Origin of the sequence: Mesorhizobium sp. Cs1299R1N3 (genome assembly GCF_037179625.1) — a bacterium.
GTDB lineage: Bacteria > Pseudomonadota > Alphaproteobacteria > Rhizobiales > Rhizobiaceae > Mesorhizobium > Mesorhizobium salmacidum.
In genome coordinates, this window is the sequence record NZ_JAPYKQ010000014.1 from 104,151 (window position 1) to 128,263 (window position 24,113).

The 24,113-nt window shown below is 60.7% G+C and carries 16 protein-coding genes, 1 tRNA gene and 1 pseudogene; 8 read left to right on the plus strand and 10 right to left on the minus strand.

The window, feature by feature from the left end:
- Positions 1–10 precede the first annotated feature (10 nt).
- The 4 genes from O7B34_RS24860 to O7B34_RS24875 are packed head-to-tail and all read right to left on the minus strand — an operon-like array spanning position 11 to position 4,449.
- Positions 11–787, minus strand: a complete 777-nt coding sequence (locus O7B34_RS24860; RefSeq protein ID WP_337148528.1) for an enoyl-CoA hydratase/isomerase family protein — start codon at positions 785–787, stop codon at positions 11–13.
- Complete coding sequence (locus O7B34_RS24865; protein ID WP_337148529.1) at positions 780–2,381, minus strand: acyl CoA:acetate/3-ketoacid CoA transferase; 1,602 nt, start codon at positions 2,379–2,381, stop codon at positions 780–782. The genes O7B34_RS24860 and O7B34_RS24865 overlap by 8 nt, the downstream gene beginning before the upstream one ends.
- Positions 2,378–3,394: a Gfo/Idh/MocA family protein gene (locus O7B34_RS24870; RefSeq protein WP_337148530.1), complete on the minus strand. Its 1,017-nt coding sequence runs from the start codon at positions 3,392–3,394 to the stop codon at positions 2,378–2,380. Before O7B34_RS24870 ends, O7B34_RS24865 begins: the two co-directional genes overlap by 4 nt.
- Complete coding sequence (locus O7B34_RS24875) at positions 3,391–4,449, minus strand: LacI family DNA-binding transcriptional regulator (protein ID WP_027142938.1); 1,059 nt, start codon at positions 4,447–4,449, stop codon at positions 3,391–3,393. Before O7B34_RS24875 ends, O7B34_RS24870 begins: the two co-directional genes overlap by 4 nt.
- 242 nt (positions 4,450–4,691) lie before the next feature.
- Between O7B34_RS24875 and O7B34_RS24880 the strand changes: the two genes are divergently transcribed.
- Complete coding sequence (locus O7B34_RS24880) at positions 4,692–5,846, plus strand: dihydrodipicolinate synthase family protein (protein ID WP_337148531.1); 1,155 nt, start codon at positions 4,692–4,694, stop codon at positions 5,844–5,846.
- 439 nt (positions 5,847–6,285) lie between these two features.
- Complete coding sequence (locus O7B34_RS24885) at positions 6,286–8,946, plus strand: TIR domain-containing protein (RefSeq protein ID WP_337148532.1); 2,661 nt, start codon at positions 6,286–6,288, stop codon at positions 8,944–8,946.
- A 173-nt stretch (positions 8,947–9,119) separates the two neighbouring features.
- On the opposite strand, the gene O7B34_RS24890 is transcribed toward O7B34_RS24885, so the two are convergent.
- Positions 9,120–10,199 (minus strand): IS630 family transposase, encoded by a 1,080-nt coding sequence (locus O7B34_RS24890; protein WP_337148533.1) that lies wholly within the window; start codon positions 10,197–10,199, stop codon positions 9,120–9,122.
- Between the two features lie 100 nt (positions 10,200–10,299).
- On the opposite strand from O7B34_RS24890, the gene O7B34_RS24895 reads away from it, so the two are divergent.
- Positions 10,300–10,866 carry a hypothetical protein gene (locus O7B34_RS24895; RefSeq protein WP_337148534.1) on the plus strand — a complete coding sequence of 189 codons (567 nt, stop codon included), beginning with the start codon at positions 10,300–10,302 and terminating at the stop codon, positions 10,864–10,866.
- 327 nt (positions 10,867–11,193) lie between these two features.
- On the opposite strand, the gene O7B34_RS24900 is transcribed toward O7B34_RS24895, so the two are convergent.
- Together O7B34_RS24900 and cpdR are read right to left on the minus strand one after the other, a co-directional pair.
- Positions 11,194–11,268: transfer RNA gene (locus tag O7B34_RS24900), tRNA-Val, on the minus strand.
- 116 nt (positions 11,269–11,384) lie between these two features.
- Entirely contained in the window at positions 11,385–11,747 is a 363-nt protein-coding gene (gene cpdR / locus O7B34_RS24905) for a cell cycle two-component system response regulator CpdR (protein ID WP_006199474.1), read from the minus strand.
- Positions 11,748–11,909: 162 nt separating this feature from the next.
- On the opposite strand from cpdR, the gene O7B34_RS24910 reads away from it, so the two are divergent.
- Together O7B34_RS24910 and hisN are read left to right on the plus strand one after the other, a co-directional pair.
- Positions 11,910–12,851 (plus strand): N-formylglutamate amidohydrolase, encoded by a 942-nt coding sequence (locus tag O7B34_RS24910; RefSeq protein WP_337148535.1) that lies wholly within the window; start codon positions 11,910–11,912, stop codon positions 12,849–12,851.
- A 404-nt stretch (positions 12,852–13,255) separates the two neighbouring features.
- Positions 13,256–14,029, plus strand: coding sequence for a histidinol-phosphatase (gene hisN / locus O7B34_RS24915; protein WP_337148537.1), 774 nt, complete (start codon positions 13,256–13,258; stop codon positions 14,027–14,029).
- A 94-nt stretch (positions 14,030–14,123) separates the two neighbouring features.
- Here hisN and O7B34_RS24920 read toward each other — a convergent pair whose 3' ends face one another.
- Complete coding sequence (locus O7B34_RS24920) at positions 14,124–15,101, minus strand: alpha/beta hydrolase (RefSeq protein ID WP_337148538.1); 978 nt, start codon at positions 15,099–15,101, stop codon at positions 14,124–14,126.
- 480 nt (positions 15,102–15,581) lie between these two features.
- Between O7B34_RS24920 and O7B34_RS24925 the strand changes: the two genes are divergently transcribed.
- Positions 15,582–16,049, plus strand: a complete 468-nt coding sequence (locus O7B34_RS24925) for an Hsp20 family protein (RefSeq protein WP_027142918.1) — start codon at positions 15,582–15,584, stop codon at positions 16,047–16,049.
- A gap of 72 nt (positions 16,050–16,121) precedes the next feature.
- Here the strand turns inward: O7B34_RS24925 and O7B34_RS24930 are convergent, their stop codons facing one another.
- Positions 16,122–17,174: a threonine aldolase family protein gene (locus tag O7B34_RS24930; RefSeq protein ID WP_337131853.1), complete on the minus strand. Its 1,053-nt coding sequence runs from the start codon at positions 17,172–17,174 to the stop codon at positions 16,122–16,124.
- 490 nt (positions 17,175–17,664) lie between these two features.
- Between O7B34_RS24930 and gltB the strand changes: the two genes are divergently transcribed.
- Both gltB and O7B34_RS24940 read left to right on the plus strand, forming a co-directional pair.
- A complete protein-coding gene (gene gltB / locus O7B34_RS24935; RefSeq protein ID WP_337148539.1) occupies positions 17,665–22,395 on the plus strand; it encodes a glutamate synthase large subunit in 4,731 nt (1,576 codons plus the stop codon).
- A gap of 142 nt (positions 22,396–22,537) precedes the next feature.
- The gene (locus O7B34_RS24940) at positions 22,538–23,992 is read left to right on the plus strand and encodes a glutamate synthase subunit beta (protein WP_337148540.1); all 1,455 of its coding nucleotides are present in this window, start codon (positions 22,538–22,540) and stop codon (positions 23,990–23,992) included.
- A gap of 6 nt (positions 23,993–23,998) precedes the next feature.
- Here O7B34_RS24940 and O7B34_RS24945 read toward each other — a convergent pair.
- A pseudogene (locus O7B34_RS24945) lies at positions 23,999–24,113 on the minus strand (IS630 family transposase); the annotation flags it as partial.

Below are 24,113 nucleotides of genomic sequence, written 5' to 3' on the forward strand. Positions count from 1 at the left end.
CCACTCTGTCCTAGGAACGCGAAAACACTGGCTTTTGCTTGGTCTTGAAGGAGCCGACGCCGGCCTTGAGATCGCCGGTGAGCGCTATGAAGCCGCTGGCCAAGGCTTCGGTCGCGGCAGCGCTTTCTTCGCCTTCCGCCACCGCGATCATCAGCTTGGCGGCTTCGGTTGCCAGCGGCCCGCGTTCGGCGATTTTTTCAGCCCATGTCTTGGCTTCACCCGACGCTTTGCCGGTTTCGACGACGCGGTCGACGATACCCAGCGCAAGCGCTTCCGCCGCCAGAAAAACCTCGCCACCGACAGCCATACGACGGACCGTCTGGGCGCCAAGGCGGCGCACCGCGCGCTGCGTGCCGGACCAGCCGGGGACGACGCCGATCGAGGTTTCGGGAAAGCCGAGTTTCACCTGCGTTTCCGCGACGCGAAAATCGCAAGCGACAGCCAATTCGAGCCCACCGCCGAGCGCATGGCCGGACAGAACCGCGATGGTCGGCTGCCGCAGCCTCGCCAGCCGGTCGAAGACACGGTGGCCGTAGCGCACCCATTGCACCTGGAAATCGGCGGCGCTCATGCCGCCCCAGGCCTCGACATCGCCGCCGGCGCAAAAACCCTTGCCTTCGCCGCATATGAGCACTACGCGCACACCTTCGGCGCTTTCCACCTCATCGAGCGCCGCTTCCAGCGCGCGCAGCATCGGGATGTCGAGCGCGTTGAATTTTTCGGGCCGGCGCAAGGTGACGGTGCCGATCGCACCATCCTGCTCCAAGGTGACGAGGCGCTCAGCCATGCTCGCCTCCGAGCGAGGTGCTGCCATTGAGCGACAGTCCGATCGGCCGATCCTGGTAGAGCGCGGCCGGCGTCACCTTGAGGTCGTTGGCTACGTTGAGCGGGATCTCGGCTTGACCAAGCACATCGCGCTCGAGGTCGATGCCCGGCGCCAGTTCCGTCACCATCAGCCCATCTGATGTCAGCTTCATCACGCAACGCTCGGTCACATAGGTGATATCCTGTCCCTGCGCGACGGCGCGCTTGCCGGAGAAGGAGATGTGCTCGACCTCCTCGACGACTTTCTTGACCTTGCCTTCCGCGTCGATGCGGATGCCGCCATCGGCGAGCGACAGCTTGGCTCCGGCATTGAAGAAGCCGGAAAAGACGATCTTCTTCGCTCGCGACGTGATGTCGACGAAGCCGCCGGCGCCGGCGGTGACATGCGGCCGTGCCGAAAGCTTCGAGACGTTGACCGAGCCGTGGCGGTCGATCTGCAGAAAGGAGAGCAGCGAAGCGTCGAAGCCGCCGGCCTGGAAATAGATGAACTGGTGCGGCGAGGGCATGATCGCCTCGGCATTGGAGGCGCAGCCGAACTTGAAGTCGAGCAGCGGCACGCCGCCGACAGCACCCTGTTCGATCAGCCAGGTGACCTTGCCGTGCTGGCCTTCTTCCAGAAGGATGCGCGGCACGTTGGCCGAGATGCCGAAGCCGATATTGACGGCCATGCCGTCGCGAAGCTCCATGGCGACGCGGCGCGCGATCACCTTCTGAACGCTCATTTCCGGCGTGCGGAAGCTCGACAGCGGCCGGAAGATTTCACCCGAAATTGCCGGATCGTAAGGCGTCAGCGTCGTCTGCAACTGGTCGGGCGCGACGACGATATGGTCGACCAGCACGCCCGGCACGCGCACATCATGCGGCTTCAGCGTGCCGTTCTCGACGACGCGCTTGACCTGCGCGATGACGATGCCGCCATTGTTGCGGGCGGCGAGCGCCTGTTCCAGGCCGCCGAGATAGGCGCCCTCATGCTCATAGGTCAGGTTGCCGCGCTCGTCCGCGGTGGTGGCGCGAATGATCGAAACCTGGGGCACGATGGCGCGGAAATAGAGCCATTCCTCGCCGTCGAATTGCTGCACCGAGACGATCGGCTCGCCGGCGGCGGCGTTCATCGCGCAGCCCTGGTGGCGCGGGTCGGCGAAAGTGTCCAGGCCGACCTTGGTCAGCACGCCCGGCCGCTTGGCGGCGGCCTCGCGGTGCATGTCGAACAGGATGCCGGACGGCACGTTATAGGCGGCAACGGCATTGTCGCCGATCATCTTCCAGATCCGCGGCGGCTCGGCGGAGGAGGGACCTGACGGATAGGAGCCGCACAGCGTACGCTTCAACAGGCCCGGCTTGGCCAGATGATCGATGCCCTTGATGCCATACATGTCGCCGGCGGCGATGGGGTGCAGCGTGGTGATGTCCTTCGGATGGCCCTCGCTGTCGAAGCGTTCGCCGATGGCGGCGAGCACGGCGTCCGGGCAGCCGAGGCCGCTCGACGAGGACACCGAGACGACCACACCATCCTTGATCAGGCTGGCTGCCTGCGCCGACGAAACGACCTTGCTCAATTCATGCTCCCGAGTTTCGGGTCGATCTTGACGGCTCTGCCGGAATTGGCCGATTGCAATGCCGCCTCGGCCGCGGCGAGCGACCAGATGCCGTCCTCGCCGGTGGCGGAAGGCTGGCCCTCGCCACGGATCGCGGCATGGAACCGGCGCACCGACCTGACATAGAGATTCTCGCGGTCGCAGCTCAATTCTTCCTCGCCGCTGGCGGTGCGCAGAAGGACAGAGCCGACCGGTTTCTGCGTCATCACGTTCCGGGCGATCAGCGAGCCTTGGGAGCCGTGCACCTCGAAGCCGGTGTCGGCAAATCTGGTGGTGAAGCCTTCATGCGATTGCGCGATGAGGCCCGACTCGAAGCGCCAGATGCACATGGCGCCGTCTTCCAGCCCGCTGCCGGCCATACCGGCGGATTGCGTGAAAGCGGAAACCTCGACCGGATCGTCGCCAAGCACGAAGCGCAGCGTGTCGGCATCGTGCACGGTGATGTCGAGCACCACGCCGCCGCCCGCCTCAGGCCTGGCGATGCGCCAACCCTGCAGGTTTTCGGGCAGGTAGACGGCGTGGAAGACCCGCGCGGCGATCGGCTGGCCTACGCGACCGGCGGCAATCGCCTCGCGCATGGCACGGTGCGCGCCGGCGTTGCGCAGATGATGATTGGTTCCGAGCACGATGCCCGCGGCCTTGGCCGCAACGACCATTCTGCGCGCGTCGTCGCTGGTCAGCGCCAGCGGCTTTTCACACAGCACATGCTTTCCCGCCTTGATCGCGGCCAGCGCCTGTTCGAGATGCAATTCGTTGGTGGTCGAGATATAGACGGCGTCGATGTCGGATCCGAGCAAGGCATTGAGATTTGATACGGCGGATGGAATACCATTTTCCGTCGCATAGGCCGTGGCGCGTTCGGAGTTGGAGCTCATTACCGCCGCGATCTCGCCATCGGCTCGGGCGCGAATGGCGTCGATCATGAATTGCCGGGCAATCGTGCTGGCGCCGATCAGCCCCCATTTGACGCTCATGTCGCGGCTCCCGTAGGCGCGGGCCTTTTTTGCGTGCGGCGATCTGGGCCGCAGCTTTCCCTGACCACGAGATTGACGGCGCCGATATGGTCCTCGGCGCGCGTGGTGCGCGACTGGATCATCTTGATCATGACGTGGGCCGCGCGTTCGCCGAGACCGGCGGAGTCCACCGCGACGCTGGTCAGCGGCGGCATATAATGTTCGGCCTCGACCACATCGTCGAAGCCGACGACGGCGAAATCCGGGCCCGGCTCAAGTCCGCGCTTGCGCAGCGCCAGCATGACGCCGAAGGCAACGGCATCGTTGAAGCAGAGCGCCGCGGTTGGCGGCTCCGCCATTGCGAGTGACGTTTCCAGGCAGGCCATGCCGCCCTTGCGGTTGGTCTCGCCCTCGATGATGAGCGCGTCGCGAGCGTCGATGCCGAGCGTCTCGCAGGCCTCGCGAAAGCCGCCCAACCGCTCATGGTAGACCACCAGATCGGACGAGCCGCCGAAGAAGGCCAGGCGTCGATGTCCCTTGCCGACGAGATGAGCGGTGGCGAGATAGGCGCCCCGATGATTGTCGGGAGCAATCACCGGAATGCGGCTTTCAGGCAGCCGGCGCATGGCGAAGGCAATCGGCAGACCGGCTATTTCCAGCCGCCGGAACGCCCCTGGCGTGGTGCCGCGCGCCGGGGAAACGATGAGCCCGGCGACGCCTTGTTCCATCAGAGACTTCAGCACTTCTTCCTGGCGCACAGGATTTTCGGCCGTGTTGGCGATGAAGGGCACGATGCCGGCCGATTGGAAAACACGCTCCATGCCCACTGCCAGTTCCGCGAAGAACGGATTGGTGAGATCGTTGATGACCATGCCGATGACGTTGGAGTGGGCCTTGCGCAGATTGGCGGCGCCGCGGTTGTAGACATAGCCGACATCCTCGATCGCCTTGCGCACCTTGACCGCGGTTTCGGGGCGGATCAGGCCGCTGCCCTGGAGCACGAGCGATACGGTCGATTTGGACACGCCCGCCTCGCGGGCAATGTCGAAGATCGTCGCCTTGGCCCGGCTGGCCATCCTGATATCCTCCCGGTTTTCTCGATCGACTTTTATTGGAACGTTCTAATCTCTGCTTCGTGGGCGAGTCAATCGGGATTTTTTCTCAATCAGAAGGAAGCGGATGATATGTGGTCAAGCAACACGCCATTCAGGACCTTTTGTGTTGCAACGCAGCATTGGCCGGCCGGCCATTTCGAATCTTAGAGGTTCTTGATTTATTGGAACGTTCCATTTAATAGGCGCCGAAAAGGGAGAGATCGATGGATATTGCCTTGCCGGGCGAGAGTGGCCGCAGCACACGTTACGCGCTTGTCGGACAGCCGGTCCAGCCGGTGATCGGCGCGCGGTTCCCGCGCATCGCCTATGCCGCAGCGCATGTCGTTGCCGATCCCCTCAAGATGACCGATCCGTGGTCGCGGCCCGTGGTCGACTGGGACAGGACGATGGCGTTTCGTCATCATCTGTGGCGGCTCGGCTTCCGCATCGCCGAGGCGATGGACACGTCGCAGCGCGGCATGGGCTTCGATTGGACAAATGCGCAGGAATTGATCCGCCGTTCAATCGCGGAGGCGCGAACCGTCGCTGGCGCCGATCTCGCGTCGGGTGCCGGAACCGACCATCTGGCGTCGGCGTCGGCCAGGACACTGGACGATGTGATCGCTGCCTATGAGGAGCAGTTCGCTTTCATCGAAGGGCAGGGCGGCAAGGCGATCATGATGGCCAGCCGCGCGCTGGCGGCCGTGGCGAAGGGGCCGGACCATTACGCCCTGGTTTACGACCGCATATTGGGCCAAGCCTCAGGCAAGGTCATCCTGCACTGGCTGGGCGACATGTTCGATCCGGCCTTGAGGAGTTATTGGGGCAGCGACGATTTCGACGCCGCGCTCGATACGGTGGTCGCCATCATCGAGCGCCACGCCGGCAAGGTCGAAGGCATCAAGATATCGCTGCTCGACGCCGGCAAGGAGGTGGCGCTCAGGAACCGGCTGCCGGACGGCGTGTTGATGTTCACCGGCGACGACTTCAATTATCCCGAACTGATCGCCGGAGACGGCAAGCGGCACTCGCACGCATTGCTCGGCATTTTCGACGCGATCGCGCCGGTTGCCAATGCCGCGCTGGCGAAGCTGGCTGACGGCGATCGTGCCGGCTACGACGCGTTGATGGCGCCGACCGTGCCGCTGTCACGAAAAATCTTCGAGGCGCCGACCGAATATTATAAAGCCGGCATCGTCTTCATGGCTTGGCTGAACGGCCACCAGGATCATTTCGCGATGGTCGGCGGCATGCAGTCGGCGCGCGGCATCCGCCATTATGCCGATGTCTTCCGCCTTGCCGACCAGGCTGGCCTGCTGGCCGATCCGGAGATGGCGATTGCCAGGATGAAGAGCCTCTGCGCCGTCGCAGGCATCTAAACGAGTTTCGCGATCGGATCAGCCGTCGTCCATCCCAGTCGGCGCCAAGACGGGCGCTCCGCGATGCAAGGTCCGATTGTCCGGGTTGGATGGTGGGCGTGACAGGGATTGAACCTGTGACCCCTGCAATGTCAATGCAGTGCTCTCCCGCTGAACGTCGCGCTTGTTCCATGGAAAGATCGGATAAGCTCAAGGCCTAAGCAGTCTACGATTGCAAAACAAAACTCCGCTCGTACAGCGATCAGAGCGTGACCAGATGTCGCCATCCCAGCTGATGAAGCTATGATTTTGCTCCATTCATACCAATGAACAAATCAGACACATCCTTGAAGTTGTGAAATCGATCCGCGCTCTCTAGACGTCAAGTTTCGGAAGGAGGATAAGAAGCTGGGATTTGGATGTGTGGCTCAGTGCCACATTCGGGCGGAGTATCAACGACATGGCCTTTGAGTTATTTATCTCGTACAGCCACGCAGACGAATGGCTAAAGAATGAGCTCGTAAAACATTTTGCCGCTCTAGTTAGAAACAAAATTGTAGATGTCTGGCATGACAGACGGATACCTCCAGGTGGAAAAATCGATGCTAGAATCGATGATCACGTAAGGTCTGCAGACCTTTTTCTGTTTCTCATAAGTAACGATTTCATAAATTCTGACTATTGCTTTCATAAGGAATACGAAATCGCTTTAGAGCGACAAAAGCGAGGCGAAGTTGAGATAGTTCCTATCATCGTAAGGGCTTGTGACTGGGACGTTGGCGGCCTTCGGACCTTCAAAGCGCTTCCGACGGATGGAGTACCTGTTACGCGGCAGGCTGTCTCTAAGGATGACGCCCAGGAACGTGATGTGGCTTGGACAGATGTAATCACCGGCATAAAGGAGACAATTAAAGAGCTCAAAAAAAAATTGACTCCGCCAACGCTGAGTTCTGAATATACAGATGGCCTCTTTCTCATCGATAATATTCGCCATCCCTTGATACAGCGAATTGACGAACGGTCAATATTTGTTGACCCGAACGTATACTACGAAAATTCCGGCGAGCAGGTCACTAAATTCCAAGAATTCGTGTATGCAATCGAGCAGAAAACCTCTGTTATAATAACGGGCGGAGATCGTTCTGGGAAATCGTTAATAAGCAAGCTTCTACAAGTTAGCTTGGACAAGATATCAAATCCCTCCGTATTAATAAAAGGAAAAGATATAAGAACTTCTGGCATTGCCAAGTTCATCGATCAAACCCTTTTGAAGCAGTACGGATCTGTCACCGTAAACAGATCTCTTTTTACGATCATAATTGATGATTTTGATGAATGTAACTTATCTGATGGCGTCAAGGAGGAGATAGTAAGTTATATATCTAAGAATTTCAAAAGGGTTGTGATACTCTCATTTTCCAACGCGTCGACGGTTCTTTTTACATCTAACGAGCTGCCAGACCCGCAGATATTTAAGCTTAATCCTCTCACGGATGATAAGTTACTGACTCTGTCAAAGAGATGGAAATCTCTTGGCCTAAAACCCGGCTGCGAGCTCGATGACCGCGAAGTTTTGATGGTCTTTGAGCGATTGCAGCTGGTTTTGAACCAGACGGAGCTAGAGAAATACGCTTATACTGCGGTTACATTTTTGGAGCTTATCGAGTCTTTTTCTGGGACGGATATTAGTGTTTCATCCTTCGCATCTTGCTATGATACTCTGATTACCACTCGGCTACAGAAGGTCGGGACTGATTGGCGGTCATTCGATGAGGCGAAGAACTTCTTATCTCTGGTCGCTTACAGGTCGTTTGTCGAGACAGGAACGAGGTCATTCGGAAAGGAGATAATGGATGATTGTCTCGATATTTTTGAGACGCAGTATCTTTCATCCCCGAAGAAGCTTAGAAGTATGGCATTTAGTTCTTTCGTCGTGAGAGACGATGATAATTTTGAATTTAGAGAAGAGTACCTCTGGTATTTTCTTTGTGCACGATACGTGGCGAAAGCTCTTCGTCAGAATGATGCAGAGAAATACCGCGAATTTGTTTCTATGTGTACGACTTCAATTTTTCAGAAGAAGTTTGCGAATATCGTTATCTTTATTGCGTATTTTTCTGATGATAATTTTGTGGTCAAGTCGCTCGTTGAAACCCTGGATGGTTTATTCTCCAAGGCGGATTCGTGGATTCTGTCCGATAGAACTCGCGAAATAATGCTAGGTATCTCCCCGGAAGGCGGCCATTTCATTTCCTCCAAGTCTGATGTCAGTGAGAATCGCGCTGACCTAGTGCGAGAGCACGTGTTGGACGTTATTAGCAGTGCAGAGAAGGTAGTTGCCCGTTATACGTTGCCGTTCCTGAACTCCAATATTGGTGATTCGGAGCTCATCCACAAAATTGATGACCGCGAAATCGACAGCGACTCTTACATGCATAGTGTCAATGCGCTTCTGCGGATCCATTCTGTTCTAGGTCAAATACTAAGTACCAGGGCAGGTACGTATAGCGCTCCGGTCATTCTTGAATGCATTACCAAGATGGTTCAGGCAAGTGGCCGGTATGCATCCCTCAATCACGCTATCGCTACGGTTCTGATGTACGACGGGGAGCGCGCTCGGGAAGAAGTGCGGCACGCCTATGCGGCCGATCACCTCTCGAACGACGAGAGGTACGAGAAGGTCAAGCGGATATTCGCATTTTGGTCGGTCTACGTCTCACAAGCAGGGTTGGCTCGATATCTTAATCAACCCCATTCCATTCGCGCCCTGGAGAAACTGGTGGAGAAGTTCGAGTCAGAGGCGAACGCTGATGAGGAGGGAAATATTCCGTTCAATTTTTCCAGCGTATTGGTTATCGCTCGGCTGTATGCAACCGGAAGGATGAATAAGAGTGACCTCGATGACGTTATCAAGAAATACGGAAAGACCAGCGCATTTCTTGGTATTTTAAGGGCAACCTTCAATATTTATTCAATGTACATGCCGCTCGACATTCAGGACAAGCAATGGATTTCGAATAAGTTAGGTATTCCATTGAGGCGTGTCGAGCTTCAAAAATTCAAGGCTACTGACGTTGGAGGGCGACTCATTAGTGTTGTTAAGAGAGGGGCGAGAAATTGACAGGAGCAGGTCAACATTTGCCGGTAAAGACTTGAAGATCCATCACTTGGTCGACACGCGCACATATTGCTTCCCTAGCGATCGATATGCCGAGCTGGCGATCGCCTTTCACGGCGCCGCCATGATTTTCTGGTTGGCCTTTCTAAGCCTGACTCCCCGCGAGATAACTCGATCTAGTGGATCGAATCTAACGTTTGATGCCCGCGCCTGACCGCAGCGATGATTTTGTCTGGATCGGCGGTCCACGTGAAGGGCTTTGGCTCTGAGTTATGCTCGTCGAGGTAGCGGTTGATGGCGGCCTGAAGGTCAACGACCGAACAGAAGACGCCGCGCTTCAACCGACGCTTCGTCAGTTTGGCGAAAAAACCTTCGACGGCGTTGAGCCAAGAGCAAGAAGTCGGCGTGAAGTGGAAAGTGAAACGCTGATGCCGATCGAGCCATGCGCGCACCTTAGGGTGCTTGTGGGCGGCGTAGTTGTCGAGGATCACATGGACGACCATGCCAGCCGGGACCTCGGCCTCGACAGCGTTGAGGAAGCGGATGAATTCCTGATGACGATGGCGCTGCATGTTGCGGCCAATGACGGTGCCGTCGAGGACGTTCAGCGCCGCGAACAACGTCGTCGTGCCGTGACGTTTGTAATCATGCGTCATCGTTCCGGCGCGACCTTTCTTCAAAGGAAGGCCGGGTTGGCTACGGTCGAGCGCCTGAATTTGGCTTTTTTCGTCGACGGACAGGACGATTGCATGCGCCGGCGGATCGACGTAGAGGCCGACGACATCCCGCAACTTGTCGACGAACTTGGGATCGTTGGAGAGTTTGAACTGGCGCACCCGATGTGGCTGAAGACCGTGGGCGCGCCAGATGCGTTGCACTGAACTCACCGACACGCCGGCAGCCTTCGCCATCATCGCGCCGGTCCAGTGCGTCACCTCGCCAGGCGGCTCCCGAAGCGTCAGGGCGACGATGCGTTCCGCGACCTCGTTCCCGAGCTGGGGGATCCGCGAGGGACGCGTCTTGTCTCGCAACAGTCCCTCGTAACCCTCGTGCATGAATCGCTCCTGCCAGCGCCACACGCAGGTCTTGGATTTGCACGTGCGCCGCATGATCTCGTTCGTGCCGACCCCTTCGTCGCTCAATAAGATGATCTCGGCTCGCCAGACGTGCTTCTGGGCGGCGTTGCGATCATTGATGAGGGCTTGCAACCGCTTGCGGACGGGCGGCAGGAGGGAGATGGATATGCCAGGGCGCATGTATCAGACTTGCACGGCCCTGTGCATCGTGGGAATCCCATCGGGGTTTCGAAGGTTCGAATTAATCCGCTAGAGCGGAATATGCCGAAAGGGGGGCGGGATGAAGTCAACAGAGGCCTATCGCGTGCTAAGGACACATCTTGCACCCATCTTTCAGGGTGCCGGCTTCAAGAGGGCCAAGGGACTGTTGAGTTGGATGCGCCCTCAGGGGCAGCGTCATCTCGTCGTGTGGTGCCAAGTGTCCCAGTTCGGGTGGGACGATTTCGCCGGATCACAATTCACGGTGGAGTTCCAGCTCTCGGATGAGGCGGTCGTGGGAGCGTTTCCATCGCGTCGGCGGCGATTCCCCAAAATGCTCGATTACAATGGACGAGATGAGGTCCGGACCATCCAAAATAGGGTAATTTCCTCACTTCATCGGCCGCCAGCCAATCATCCGCTGCTGCATACCAATGAGGCGATCTGCGCCATCTACCTCAAAGGCTTTCAGAGGATCGACCAGCCCTACACCGAGGGCGACGACATCTGGCTACGCTACGGTTGCGAAGATCATCTCATCACTTGGGCTCGGTTTATCGCCAACCACCTCCCTGACTGGTTGAAGCAGGCTGAGGCATGGGACGGGAACGAGGCTGATGGTTCACCAAGACGGGATTCATCTGTTTGACTTGAGCCACTAGGTCGATCTTTACCCTTTCGCGTTGTCATTGGCCGTTCAAATTCGGCGAGTGCAACTCGTCCATCGCCGCGACCCGCGTTGTCGGACTTCGCCCGAGGCGAGAGACGTCTCAAGACAGCAGAACTCGAATTTCCCTCCGACTGAATCCTTAGGCAGCTGATGATGGGCCGCACACTTTGCGGTAGCGCTCCATGAGTTGATGAACGAAATTGAGTTCAGAGCCGTTGCGTCGCACCCGCTGTGACACAGTTGTGGCAGCACCGTATTCTCTGGGAGAACTACAGGCCGATTCTTACTGTGTCAGTCTGGCTTGGATGGTGGGCGTGACAGGGATTGAACCTGTGACCCCTGCAATGTCAATGCAGTGCTCTCCCGCTGAGCTACACGCCCATCCGAAGCCGCGCATACACCATTTTTGGTCCGGCGCGTCAATAGCAGGAAAAGAGGAAAAACACGTCGTCTCGCCGCGGCTGTGGATTGACGCCCGGCGGCTTGCGGAAGGCGGCTCAGGCCGCCTGCAGCATCTTCTCGACCTCGTTGACGAGATCGCGCAGGTGGAAGGGCTTGGACAGCACCTTGGCGTCTTTCGGCGCCTTGGAATCCGGGTTCAACGCGACGGCGGCAAAACCGGTGATGAACATCACCTTGAGGTCCGGATCGATCTCGGTGGCGCGACGCGCCAGCTCGATGCCGTCCATCTCCGGCATGACAATGTCGGTCAGAAGCAGCGAGAACGGTTCCTCGCGCAGCCGCTCATAGGCACTGGCGCCGTTGTCGAAATCGCTGACCTGATAGCCGGCGCGCTCCAGCGCCTTGACGAGGAACCGACGCATATCGTCGTCGTCTTCCGCCAGAAGAATGCGTGCCATGATATCCCGTCCGAATCACCCGCCCGAGACTGCCGTGGGGCAGGCCCGTTAACCATCCTGTATATGAGGAGGTGAGAGTAAACATCAAGTGAACGCGGACGCGCTTGACCCACATTTGCCCAGCGGCACGACCGCCGAAATGCTGGACATGCGGCCAGCAAGGTGGCAGTTTCATGCCATGATGCACTGGTGTTTTCGGGTTCGTTCAAATTGAAGACGGCAGCCGAGGATTTTTCGGTCTTTCCACCCTTCGAAATCCGTTCGGGCGCCGAGCAACGCGTCCCCTTCCTTTTCAATTCACCTCATAGCGGCCGCTACTATCCCGAACGCTTCCTTGCCATGGCAAGGCTCGATCGCAACGCCATCCGCCGCTCGGAGGATTGCTATGTCGACGAACTGTTCGGCGGCGCCGTGGCACTGGGCGCGCCGATGCTGGCGGCGAATTTCCCGCGTGCCTATCTCGACGTCAACCGTGAGCCCTGGGAACTCGACCCGCGCATGTTCGCCGAGCCGGTGCCGTCCTTCTGCAACATCCGCTCCGCGCGCGTGGCCGGCGGGCTCGGCACCGTGCCGAAGCTGGTGGGCGAGGGGCTCGACATCTATGCGGGCCGCTTGCCGCTCGCCGAGGCGGTTGCCCGCATCGAGGCCGTCTACAAGCCCTATCACGAAACGCTGAAGCGGCTTTTGACCAGGACCCACGCCCGTTTCGGCTTTGCCGTGCTGATCGACTGCCACTCGATGCCGGCGAGCATCCGCGTCGGTGACAACGGGCTGCGGCCGGATTTCATCATCGGCGACCGTTTCGGCATCTCGGCCACCGCGGCCCTGACCGAAACCGCGATCGGGCTGCTGACCGCGATGGGCTATACCGTCGCTCACAACAAGCCTTACGCCGGCGGTTTCATCACGGAACACTATGGCCGCCCGGCGCGTCATCTGCATGCGCTGCAGATCGAGGTCAATCGCGGGCTCTACATGAATGAGCGGACATTCGAGAAAGCCGCCGGCTTCGACGCGCTGGCCGACGATCTGACGCGATTTTCAGCCGACCTGATGGCGATGCCAGACCATCATTTCGTCGACCTGCCGCTGGCCGCGGAGTGAAGATCACGCCTTGTCTCATGCGTGCCACTGCCCAATACCCTTGCGGTATTTGGACCCTTTGCAGTATTTGGACCTTTTGCAGTTTTTGGGCGGCACGCTGCGGAAGCTGCGGTGAAAAAAAGACCGCATCGTTTGCACGATACGGTCGAAGTCTAGGGAGGAAACGCCCAAGGAGGGCATGGACAGGAAACCCTGTCCGATATTGAGGGTATTGTGCAGCGCACAAATGTCAAGCGACGTTTAGGCTTTTTTAATTCAGAGTGATGTGGAAATTGCGTTTCGTTGGCGGGAACGTGACATTTGGGCAACAGATGTCGCTGGCGAATAATCCTCGAACACCCTTGTTTTGGCACGAAAGTGGCGGCAAACGACAGTCCGGGCATGCCGTAATGCGGGAGAATCAGTTGGACATCAGCATCGACTTCATGCGCCGCATCGCGCAAGCGGCGGCCGCCGAAACCTTGCCGCGCTTTCGCGCCCAAGGTGTGGTCGCAAACAAGGAGAAGGGCAGTTTCGACCCGGTCACCGAGGCCGACCGCGAGGCCGAGCGCGCCATCCGGGCGCTGATATCGGCCGAGTATCCCGACCACGGTATCCTGGGCGAAGAGCATGGCAGCGAGAACATTTCCAGCCGGCATGTCTGGGTGATCGATCCGATCGACGGCACGCGCGCCTTCATCTCCGGCCTGCCGGTGTGGGGGACATTGGTCGGGCTGACGGTCGATGGTGACGCGGTCGCCGGCATGATGGCCCAGCCCTTCACCGGCGAGCTGTTCTACGCCAATGGCTCCGGCTCGCACTACGAGGGACCGGGAGGTCCGCGAAAACTGTCGACCCGCAAGACGACGAAGCTGGCCGAGGCGACGTTGTTCACCACAACGCCGGCGCTGTTCAAGGGCGAGGCGCGCAATCGCTACGACGCGTTCGAGCGGCAAATCCAGCTCGCCCGTTATGGCGCCGATTGCTATGCCTTCGCCATGATCGCCTCGGGAAGCGTCGACATCGTCGCCGATCCCGGATTGAAGCCCTATGACATCGTGGCGCTGATCCCGATCATCGAGAAAGCCGGCGGTGTCGTCACCACTTTCGACGGCGGGCCGGCGGAGAATGGCGGCGATATTCTGGCGGCGGCGACACCGGAGCTTCATGCCGCCGCCATGGCCGCCCTGCGCGGCTGATATCGCCCCTGGTCGGCGCGGCCTTATCGAGCGCTGGAATTCCGCAGGGGTGCGCCCGTAGACCTGCCGGAATGCCGCCTGCGTCTGGGAGAGGTCAGGCCGTCGGATCGTCCGAGCCGGGGACGAAGGCGTCGAAGGCGGCGAGGAATTGTTCGCGGTAGAGGTCGACTTCCTGCAGAATTTCGTGTTTGGCGCCGTCGATCATCAACAGCGAACCGAGTCTCAGATTTCTCGCATATGTCTCCACCGCCTTGGTCGAGACGACCTGGTCGGCGCCGGCGGCGATGATCAGCAGAGGCACCTGAATGCGGGCCATGAAGTCGGGGTCGGATATGGCTTCCGACGCCTTCGCCGCCGCCTGCAGCCAGCGAACCGTCGGGCCGCCAAGTGCCAGTTGCGGATATTCTTCATAGATGCGCGTGTTGCGGCGATAGCGTTGCGGATCTGATGTCACCTTGTTGACCTCGAAAGGCAGCGTCTGTCTCGGGCGTGGACCCCAGGCGGCATAGAGCCGGCCGAGCCCCAGGGCGCAGAAAATCGAACAGACCCGGCGCACCGTCCCTATCGAGACCGGCAGGTCGGGCAACGTCAGGAATGGCGCGATCAGCACCATGCGCCGCACGCGGTTCACCATAGACGGCGCGGCAAGCAGCGTGATTACCGCCCCGGCGGAATGGGCGAGGATGTAATAGGGTCCACGGCAGTCCGGCAGCACGATCTCCTCGAAGAACTGCTCCAGATCGGCCGTATAGTCGCGGAACGACCTGACATAGCCGCGCTGGCGATCGCGGATCAGCCGGTCGGAATCGCCCTGACCGCGCCAGTCGAGGGTGGCGACGCCGAAGCCGCGGGCCGCAAGGTCGCGGATGGTCTCGAAATATTTCTCGATGCACTCGTTGCGGCCGCCGAGCAGCACCACGGTGCCCCGCATTGGACGCGCCACCGCCGCGAACAGGCCATAACGGATCTTCTTGCCGTCGCGCGTGGTGAAAAAGCCGCCCGTGGCGTTTTCCGGTCGCGGATTGCCTTCAACTTCGTGAAAAAGGGGTGTGTCGTGGAAAAGATCCGTCATTCGGCGCTTTGTGCTCGGCGTCTTGGCGCGCCAGCCCTTCACGGCCAGCCTCGTCAAGGTGATAGACGCCCACACATCAAAAGCAAAGCAAATCCGGGTTACAGAGGCCTGCAACGGGGAAGGCCGGAAGCGGCTTTGAGCGCGCTTCCGGCCCCTGTCGATCCGGGAGGAAGGGACGTTAACACCCGGTTCGGCCTCGATGCGGCACCTCTGCAAGTCCGGCGCCGCCAATCCTTGATCTTGAAAGCCACTTTAGCGGCGGCTGTCTGAACGGGCGCCGAAGCGCCGGTTCATCTGCCGTTCATCAAAGCCGGGCGGCCTCACTCTTTTTGCCGTCAAACGAAACTTGAAATGCTTTCGAACGCTCCCCAGATGTGGGTTGCGGCCGCCAATGTCGGGGCCGCTGGTCCAGCCGAAACGCCGCTTACGGGTTTCGCACCGGCCATACGCAAACCATGTTGCTCAACAGGAGAACACCTCATGCGTCACGTTGATTTTTCCCCGCTTTATCGTTCGACCGTCGGCTTCGACCGTCTCTTCACCATGCTCGATTCGCTCGCGCAGCCCGATGGCGCGCAGACCTATCCGCCCTACAACATCGAGCGCACCGGCGAGGATTCCTACCGCATCTCGATGGCGGTTGCCGGCTTCTCGGATGACGAGATCTCCATCGAAGCCCATCGCAACGTGCTGACCGTGAAGGGTGAGCGCAAGGACGAGGGCACCGGCGAAGGCTCCGAGCTGCTCTATCGCGGCATTGCCTCCAGGGCTTTCGAGCGCCGCTTCCAGCTTGCCGATCACGTTGAAGTCGTAGGCGCCGCGCTGAAGAACGGTCTGCTCTTCGTCGACCTCAAGCGCAACATTCCCGAAGAGCTGAAGCCGCGCAAGATCGCGATCACCTCGGCTCCGGCCAAGGCCAAGCAGATCGAGGCCAAGACGGCAGCCTAAAAGGTTCAGTCTCCCTCCCGAGACGGAAAGCGGCGCCGAAAGGCGCCGCTTTTTTGTTGTCGCGAAGGCTGATTATCCCGCGATCAGCTGGCCAAAGCGGTCGACTTCCTCCGAGGTCGTCGCAAAGCTGGTGACGAAGCGATAGAGCAGTTCGTCCTCGCCGATATGGCCGTCAAAGCCGTGCGGCCTGTGCCAGTCGTAGAAGGCCGCGCCCGCCGCCTGCAGCTTCTCGGCTTCGGTTTTCTTGATCACCGCGAAGACTTCGTTGGCCTGCGGCAGCCAGGCAAGCTTTGCCGTGGCCGAATCCTCGATCGCGGCCGCCAGGCGCGCGGCCATGGCATTGGCATGCCTGGCGGTGTCGAGCCACAGCCCGTCCTTGAAATAGGCTTCGAACTGCGCCGCGACGAAACGCGACTTCGAAAACAGCTGGGCGGCACGCTTGCGCAGAAAAGCCAATTCCTTGGCGCGGTCGAGATCGAACAGCACGATCGCCTCGGCGCACCAGCAGCCGTTTTTGGTGCCGCCGAAGGACAGAATGTCGACGCCGCGTTTCCAGGTCATTTCAGCCGGCGTGGTGTCGAGCGCGACCAGCGCATTGGCGAAGCGGGCGCCGTCCATGTGCAGCGGCACGGAATGGTGTTTGGCGATCGCGGCAATCGCGGCAATGTCGTCCAGGCCATAGATCGTGCCGACCTCGGTCGACTGGGTGATCGAAACGGCCATCGGCCGGCCCCAATGGACCACCTCGCCGGCGAAACGTCCGATCGCCTTGTCCAGATTGTGTGGCTCGATCTTGCCCAGCGGGCCATCGACCGCGTGAAGCCGCGAGCCGCCGGAAAAATATTCCGGCGCGCCGCACTCGTCCTCGATGATATGCGATTCGCGATGGGCGAAGGAAATGCCGCCGGGCTTGTTATAGGCCGTCAGCGACAGCGAATTGGCGGCGGTGCCGGTCGCCACGAAGAACACGGCCACTTCGCGTTCGAAAATCTCGCTGAAGCGCTGATAGACGGTTTGGTCGAGGGCACCATCGCCATAGGCGGTCGAAAAGCCGGCGGTATGGGCCGAAAGGCCGGCTGCAATGCTTGGGTGGGCGCCTGCCCAATTGTCGGAAGCGAAGAACATGCGTCTGCCTGTGCTGGGGAAATCGCCGGGACCTTGACCGGTTTCATGACCCGCCCGCAAGAGCCAGACACAAGAAAACGGGTAAAGCCAGTGTCGGGCTCGCGGTACGTTCAGAGACCGAAGCTTACGTTTTGCAGCCGCCTCACGAAATTTTGTGTCGCGAAGAGGCCAAGTTTTTTGTGAATCGGTCTTGTATGGGTCCTGGATTTCTGTCATAAAAATTTAGGACAGTAGTGCTGTCTTATTTTGTCGCACAAAACAGGCTGGATTGGCGTATCGTTTAGGCCACTCCGGCTTTTGCCGCGAGCGACAGGTGGACGGACCAGCTCTGGCCTGTACGATACCGGATGTGAACCAGCGGCGCGCCGCTTGGTTCGGCGATTTCGCAAGACGTGCCGCAAGGATGAAGGGCGAGCCCAAGTGCTCGCCAAGGCAAACCAGCGCCCCCAGGCTGACCAAGGCCAAGTGGCGCGGAACGGAGGATAAGACGATGACGGAATTGACGCTCTCTGCGACGAACGGCCAGGCCGCGCAGACGAAAGCGGCCGCCGTCAAAAATACCTCCACCAAAAATCGTGCGACCACCGGCCTCACCGCCCAGGGTCTCTACGATCCGCGCAACGAACATGACGCCTGCGGCGTCGGCTTCATCGTCAACATGAAGGGCGTGAAGTCGCATCAGATCGTCAAGGACGGGCTTGCGGTGCTCGAGAACCTGACGCATCGCGGCGCCGTCGGCGCCGATCCGCTGGTCGGCGATGGCGCCGGCGTGCTGGTGCAGCTTCCGGATCTTTTTTTCCGTGAGGAGATGGCGGCCCAAGGTATCGATCTGCCACCGGTAGGCCAGTATGGCGTCGGACACTGGTTCATGCCGCAGGATGCCATCCTTCGCGCCCATGTCGAAGAGATCATCGCGGAATCGGCGCAGTCCGAAGGGCTGCCGCTGCTGGGATTCCGTGACGTGCCCGTCGATAATGCGTCGCTGTCGAAGGCGGCTGACATCGTCGCGTCCGAGCCTTTCCACCGCCAGGTCTTCATCGGCCGCACGGCTGATATCACCGACGACGAGGAATACGAGGCCAGACTCTATCTGCTGCGCAAGGTCATCTCGGGCCGCATCTACGCCGAGAACGACAACAAGGACATCGGCGCCTATTGCGTGTCGCTGTCGGCGCGCACCATCGTCTACAAGGGCATGTTCCTGGCCTATCAGGTCGGCGCCTACTACAAGGACCTGACCGATCCGCGTTTCGAGACCGCGCTGATCCTCGTCCACCAGCGCTTCTCGACCAACACCTTCCCATCGTGGAAGCTGGCGCATCCCTATCGCATGGTCGCGCACAATGGCGAAATCAACACCGTGCGCGGCAACAACAACTGGATGGCGGCCAGACAGGCGTCGGTCGATTCCGAACTGTTCGGCAACAACATCTCGAAGCTCTGGCCGATCTCCTATGACGGCCAGTCCGATACGGCGTGCTTCGACAACGCGCTCGAGTTCCTGTTCCAGGGCGGCTACAGCCTCAGCCACGCCATGATGATGCTGATCCCGGAAGCCTGGGCCGGCAACAAGCTCATGGATGCCGACCGCAAGGCTTTCTACGAGTACCATGCGGCGTTGATGGAGCCGTGGGACGGGCCGGCGGCGGTCGCTTTCACCGATGGACGCCAGATCGGCGCCACGCTCGACCGCAATGGATTGCGCCCTGCACGCTACATCGTCACCGATGACGACCGCGTCATCATGGCTTCGGAAGCCGGCGTGCTGCCGGTGCCGGAGGAAAAGATCGTCCAGAAGTGGCGGCTGCAGCCCGGCCGCATGCTTCTGATCGACCTGGCCAAGGGCCGCATCGTCCCCGACGAGGAGATCAAGTCGGAGATCGCGACCAAGCACCCGTACAAGACCTGGCTTGGCAACACGCAGCTCATCCTGGAAGATTTGAAGCCGGTCGAACCGCGCGCGCTGCGCAAGGATGTCAGCCTGCTCGATCGCCAGCAGGCGTTCGGCTACACTCAGGAAGACACCAAGCTGTTGATGTCGCCGATGGCGACCACCGGCCAGGAAGCGGTGGGCTCGATGGGCACCGACACGCCGATCTCGGCGATGTCGGACAAGTCGAAGCTGCTCTACACCTATTTCAAGCAGAACTTCGCCCAGGTCACCAACCCGCCGATCGACCCGATCCGCGAGGAACTGGTGATGAGCCTGGTGTCCTTCATCGGACCGCGGCCGAACATCTTCGACCTGGTCGGCAATTCGCGCCGCAAGCGCCTCGAAGTGCGCCAACCGATCCTGACCAATGGCGACCTCGAGAAGATCCGCTCCATCGGCCACACCGAGGACCGTTTCGACACGAAGACGATCGACATCACCTATGGGTCGAGCGAGGGTGCTGCCGGCATGCAGGGCGCCGTCGAACGTCTGTGCGAGCGGGCCGAAGCAGCGGTCGCCGGCGGCTACAACATCATTATCCTCTCCGACCGCCAGCTCGGGCCGGACCGCATCGCCATCCCGGCACTGCTGGCGACGGCCGCCGTGCATCACCATCTGATCCGCAAGGGACTGCGCACCGCGGTCGGCCTGGTCGTCGAATCCGGCGAGCCGCGCGAGGTGCATCATTTCTGCTGCCTCGCCGGCTATGGCGCGGAAGCGATCAATCCCTATCTCGCCTTCGACACGCTGCTCGACATGCACAAGCGCGGCGAACTGCCGGAAGAAGTCGACGCCTATGAAGTGGTGTCGCGCTACATCAAGTCGATCGGCAAGGGCATCCTCAAGGTGATGTCCAAGATGGGCATCTCGACCTATCAGTCCTATTGCGGCGCGCAGATATTCGACGCCATCGGGCTGAAGTCGGAGTTCGTGCAGCAGTACTTCACCGGCACCGCGACGCTGATCGAAGGCGTTGGGCTGGATGAGGTCGCAGGCGAAACCGTCAGCCGCCACACGGACGGTTTCGGCAGCGATCCGGTGCTGCGCAACAGCCTGGAGGTCGGCGGCGAATATCTGTTCCGCATGCGCGGCGAGGCGCATATGTGGTCGCCCGACGCGGTCGCCACCTTGCAGCATGCGGTGCGCCAGGGATCGTGGGAGACGTTCAAGGACTATTCGGCGCAAATCGACAGCGAGACGGCTCGCGCCCAGACCATCCGCGGCCTGTTCAAGATCAAGCTGGCGGGTGAGACCGGCCGCACGAAGGTCGCACTCGACGACGTGATGCCGGCGGCCGACATCGTCAAGCGCTTCTCGACCGGGGCGATGTCGTTCGGCTCGATTTCCAGGGAAGCGCACACCACGCTGGCGCGCGCCATGAACCAGATCGGCGGCAAGTCGAACACCGGTGAAGGCGGCGAAGAGGCTGACCGTTACCTGCCGCTGCCTGGCGGCGGCAAGAATCCGGAACGCTCGGCGATCAAGCAGGTCGCTTCGGGACGGTTCGGCGTGACTGCGGAATATCTCGTCAACTCCGACATGATGCAGATCAAGGTCGCGCAAGGCGCCAAGCCCGGCGAGGGCGGCCAGTTGCCAGGTCACAAGGTCGACGCCACCATCGCCAAGGTGAGGCACTCGACGCCTGGCGTCGGCCTGATCTCGCCGCCGCCGCACCACGATATCTACTCGATCGAGGATCTGGCGCAGCTGATCTACGATCTGAAGAACGTCAATCCGGCGGCCGACGTGTCGGTCAAGCTGGTGTCGGAAGTCGGCGTCGGCACGGTCGCGGCGGGCGTTGCCAAGGCACGCGCCGACCACATCACCATTTCGGGCTATGATGGCGGCACCGGTGCCTCGCCGCTGACCTCGCTCAAGCATGCCGGCAGCCCGTGGGAAATGGGTCTTGCCGAAACGCACCAGACGCTGGTGCTGAACGGCCTGCGCTCACGCGTGGCGCTGCAGGTCGATGGCGGCCTGCGCACCGGGCGCGACGTCATCATCGGCGCGCTGCTCGGCGCCGACGAGTTCGGCTTCTCGACCGCGCCGCTGATCGCGGCCGGCTGCATCATGATGCGCAAGTGCCACCTCAACACCTGCCCGGTCGGTGTGGCGACGCAGGATCCGGTGCTGCGCAAGCGCTTCAAGGGCACGCCCGAGCACGTCATCAACTTCTTCTTCTACGTGGCGGAAGAGGTGCGGGCGCTGCTCGCCGAGATGGGCTTCACCCATATCGACCAGATCATCGGCGACGCCGACCTTCTGGAAAAGCGCGACGTGATCCAGCACTGGAAGGCGCGCGGGCTCGACTTCTCGAAGATGTTCTACAAGCCCGATGCGCCGCATGAAGCGGTGCACTGGACCGAACGGCAGAAGCACCCGATCGACGATGTGCTCGACCGCAAGCTGATCGAACTGGCCAGGCCCGCGCTGGAGACCAAGCAGCCGGTCAAGATCGAAGTCGACATCCGCAATGTCGACCGCTCGACGGGCGCCATGCTGTCGGGTGAGGTGGCCAAGCGCTTCAGGCACAAGGGCCTGCGCGAGGACACGATCCAGGTCAAGCTCACCGGAACCGCGGGGCAGTCCTTCGGCGCCTTCCTGGCGCGCGGCATCTCGTTTGAGCTCGTCGGTGCCGGCAACGACTATGTCGGCAAGGGCCTGTCGGGCGGGCGCATCGTCATCCGGCCGCCGCAAGAGGCCAGGATCGTCGCAGCCGACTCCATCATCGTCGGCAACACGGTGCTCTATGGCGCGACCGAGGGCGAGGCCTATTTCGCCGGTGTCGCCGGCGAGCGTTTCGCCGTGCGCAATTCGGGCGTGGCAGCCGTCGTCGAAGGCGTTGGCGACCATGGCTGCGAATACATGACCGGCGGCGTTGTCGTCGTCATCGGCAAAACCGGCCGCAACTTCGCCGCCGGCATGTCGGGCGGTGTCGCCTATGTGCTGGACGAGGCGGGCGATTTCGCCGAGCGCTGCAACATGGCCATGGTCGAGCTGGAGCCGGTTCCGGAAGAAGACGACCTCATGGAAAAGCTGCTGCACCATGGCGGCGACCTCGATCACAAGGGTCGCGTCGACGTGTCGGGCGACATGACCAGCCATGACGAGGAGCGGCTTTACCAGCTGATCTCGAACCACGTGCACTATACGGGTTCGGTGCGCGGCCGCGAGATCCTCGACGACTGGACGATTTTCCGGCCGAAATTCCGCAAGATCATGCCGGTCGAATACCGCCGCGCGCTGATCGAGATGGAACGCATGCGCATGGGCGTCGCGGCCGAATAGATTTTTGAGAATTGCCGGGGAGCCCAGGTTTCCCGGCCCCTTTCATCGACAGTTTGACCTCGGGCTCAAGGTTGCCATGGCTGCCTCAAGAGGTTAACGGGTGCGGCGAAAACCGCACCATCTGGACAGCAGGAACTGGACTATGGGCAAGGTAACAGGCTTTCTCGAAATCGACCGGCAGGTGCACAAGTACCAGCCAGCCTCGGACCGCATTCGGCACTTTCGCGAGTTCACGCTACCGATGTCGGATAAGGAGGTCGAGAAACAGGCCGCGCGCTGCATGGATTGCGGCATTCCGTTCTGCCACGGGCCGACGGGCTGCCCGATCCACAACCAGATCCCCGACTGGAACGACCTCGTCTACAACAGGGACTGGGACAACGCGATCCGCAACCTGCATTCGACCAACAATTTCCCGGAGTTCACCGGCCGCATCTGTCCGGCACCCTGCGAGGAAGCCTGCACGCTCAACCTCGAGGACATTCCTGTCGCCATCAAGACGGTGGAGCAGGCGATCGCGGACAAGGCTTACGAGACCGGCCATATCAGGCCTTATCCGCCGGAGAAGAAGACCGGCAAGCGGGTCGCCATCATCGGCTCTGGACCGGCCGGCATGGCGGCCGCCCAGCAGCTTGGCCGCGCTGGCCACGACGTGCATGTCTACGAGCGCGAGAGCCGCCCCGGCGGGCTGATGCGTTACGGTATTCCCGACTTCAAGATCGAGAAGCACTATATCGACCGGCGCATCGAACAGATGCAGGGCGAGGGCGTCACCTTCCATTGCGGCGTCAATGTCGGTGTCGACAAGCCCGTCGCGGAACTGCTGACCGAACATGATGCCGTGCTCTATTGCGGCGGCTCGGAAACGCCGCGCGCCGCCGGAATTCCCGGTGACGATCTCGGCGGCGTGCATGACGCGATGCCCTATCTGGTGCAGCAGAACCGCCGCGTCGGCGGCGAGCCGATCCAGTCCGTGGCGTGGCCGTCGCATCCGATCATCGCCGGTGGCCAGCACGTCGTCGTCGTCGGTGGCGGCGATACCGCGTCCGACTGCGTCGGCACCGCCTTCCGCCAGGGTGCGGTGCGCGTCACCCAACTCGACATCCGCCCGCAGCCGCCCGAGAAGGAAGACAAGCTCTCCGTCTGGCCCTACTGGGCAACGAAGATGCGTACCTCGTCCTCGCAGGCCGAGGGCGCCGAACGCGAATTCCAGGTGGCAACGCTCGAATTCATCGGCGAGGAAGGCCAGCTCACCGGCGTCAAGTGCTGCGAGGTCGACGACAAGCGCAAACCGATCGCCGGCACCGAATTCGTCATCCGCGCCGATCTTGCCTTCATCGCCATCGGCTTTGCCGGCCCGGCGATGGCAGGCGTTGCGGCGGAACTGGAGGGTGAGATGAAGATCACCACCGACATCCGCCGTTCCAGGAATGTCGAGGCCAACGACCGCGACTACAGGACCAGCGTCGACCGGCTCTACGCGGCGGGCGATGTGCGCCGCGGCCAGTCGCTGGTCGTCTGGGCGATCCGCGAAGGCCGCCAGGCCGCACGCTCGATCGACGAGGCGCTGATGGGGACGACCGTCCTGCCGCGCTAGAGCCTTTCACGTTTTGACGGAAGCGTATCCTGCGTTTTCGAAGTAGTTCTTACATTCGGCTGCCTCGATGGTTTCGACGAGATGTCCGATGTGGCGCCACGTGTCCTCGACGGTGCGTTTC

Coding starts and splice junctions, on each gene's coding strand:
- O7B34_RS24860 (WP_337148528.1), bottom strand. CDS start 787: ATGGCTGAGCGCCTCGTCACCTTGGAGCAGGATGGTGCGATCGGCACC.
- O7B34_RS24870 (WP_337148530.1), bottom strand. CDS start 3,394: ATGAGCGTCAAATGGGGGCTGATCGGCGCCAGCACGATTGCCCGGCAA.
- O7B34_RS24875 (WP_027142938.1), bottom strand. CDS start 4,449: ATGGCCAGCCGGGCCAAGGCGACGATCTTCGACATTGCCCGCGAGGCG.
- O7B34_RS24880 (WP_337148531.1), top strand. CDS start 4,692: ATGGATATTGCCTTGCCGGGCGAGAGTGGCCGCAGCACACGTTACGCG.
- O7B34_RS24885 (WP_337148532.1), top strand. CDS start 6,286: ATGGCCTTTGAGTTATTTATCTCGTACAGCCACGCAGACGAATGGCTA.
- O7B34_RS24890 (WP_337148533.1), bottom strand. CDS start 10,199: ATGCGCCCTGGCATATCCATCTCCCTCCTGCCGCCCGTCCGCAAGCGG.
- O7B34_RS24895 (WP_337148534.1), top strand. CDS start 10,300: ATGAAGTCAACAGAGGCCTATCGCGTGCTAAGGACACATCTTGCACCC.
- cpdR (WP_006199474.1), bottom strand. CDS start 11,747: ATGGCACGCATTCTTCTGGCGGAAGACGACGACGATATGCGTCGGTTC.
- O7B34_RS24920 (WP_337148538.1), bottom strand. CDS start 15,101: ATGACGGATCTTTTCCACGACACACCCCTTTTTCACGAAGTTGAAGGC.
- O7B34_RS24925 (WP_027142918.1), top strand. CDS start 15,582: ATGCGTCACGTTGATTTTTCCCCGCTTTATCGTTCGACCGTCGGCTTC.
- O7B34_RS24930 (WP_337131853.1), bottom strand. CDS start 17,174: ATGTTCTTCGCTTCCGACAATTGGGCAGGCGCCCACCCAAGCATTGCA.
- gltB (WP_337148539.1), top strand. CDS start 17,665: ATGACGGAATTGACGCTCTCTGCGACGAACGGCCAGGCCGCGCAGACG.
- O7B34_RS24940 (WP_337148540.1), top strand. CDS start 22,538: ATGGGCAAGGTAACAGGCTTTCTCGAAATCGACCGGCAGGTGCACAAG.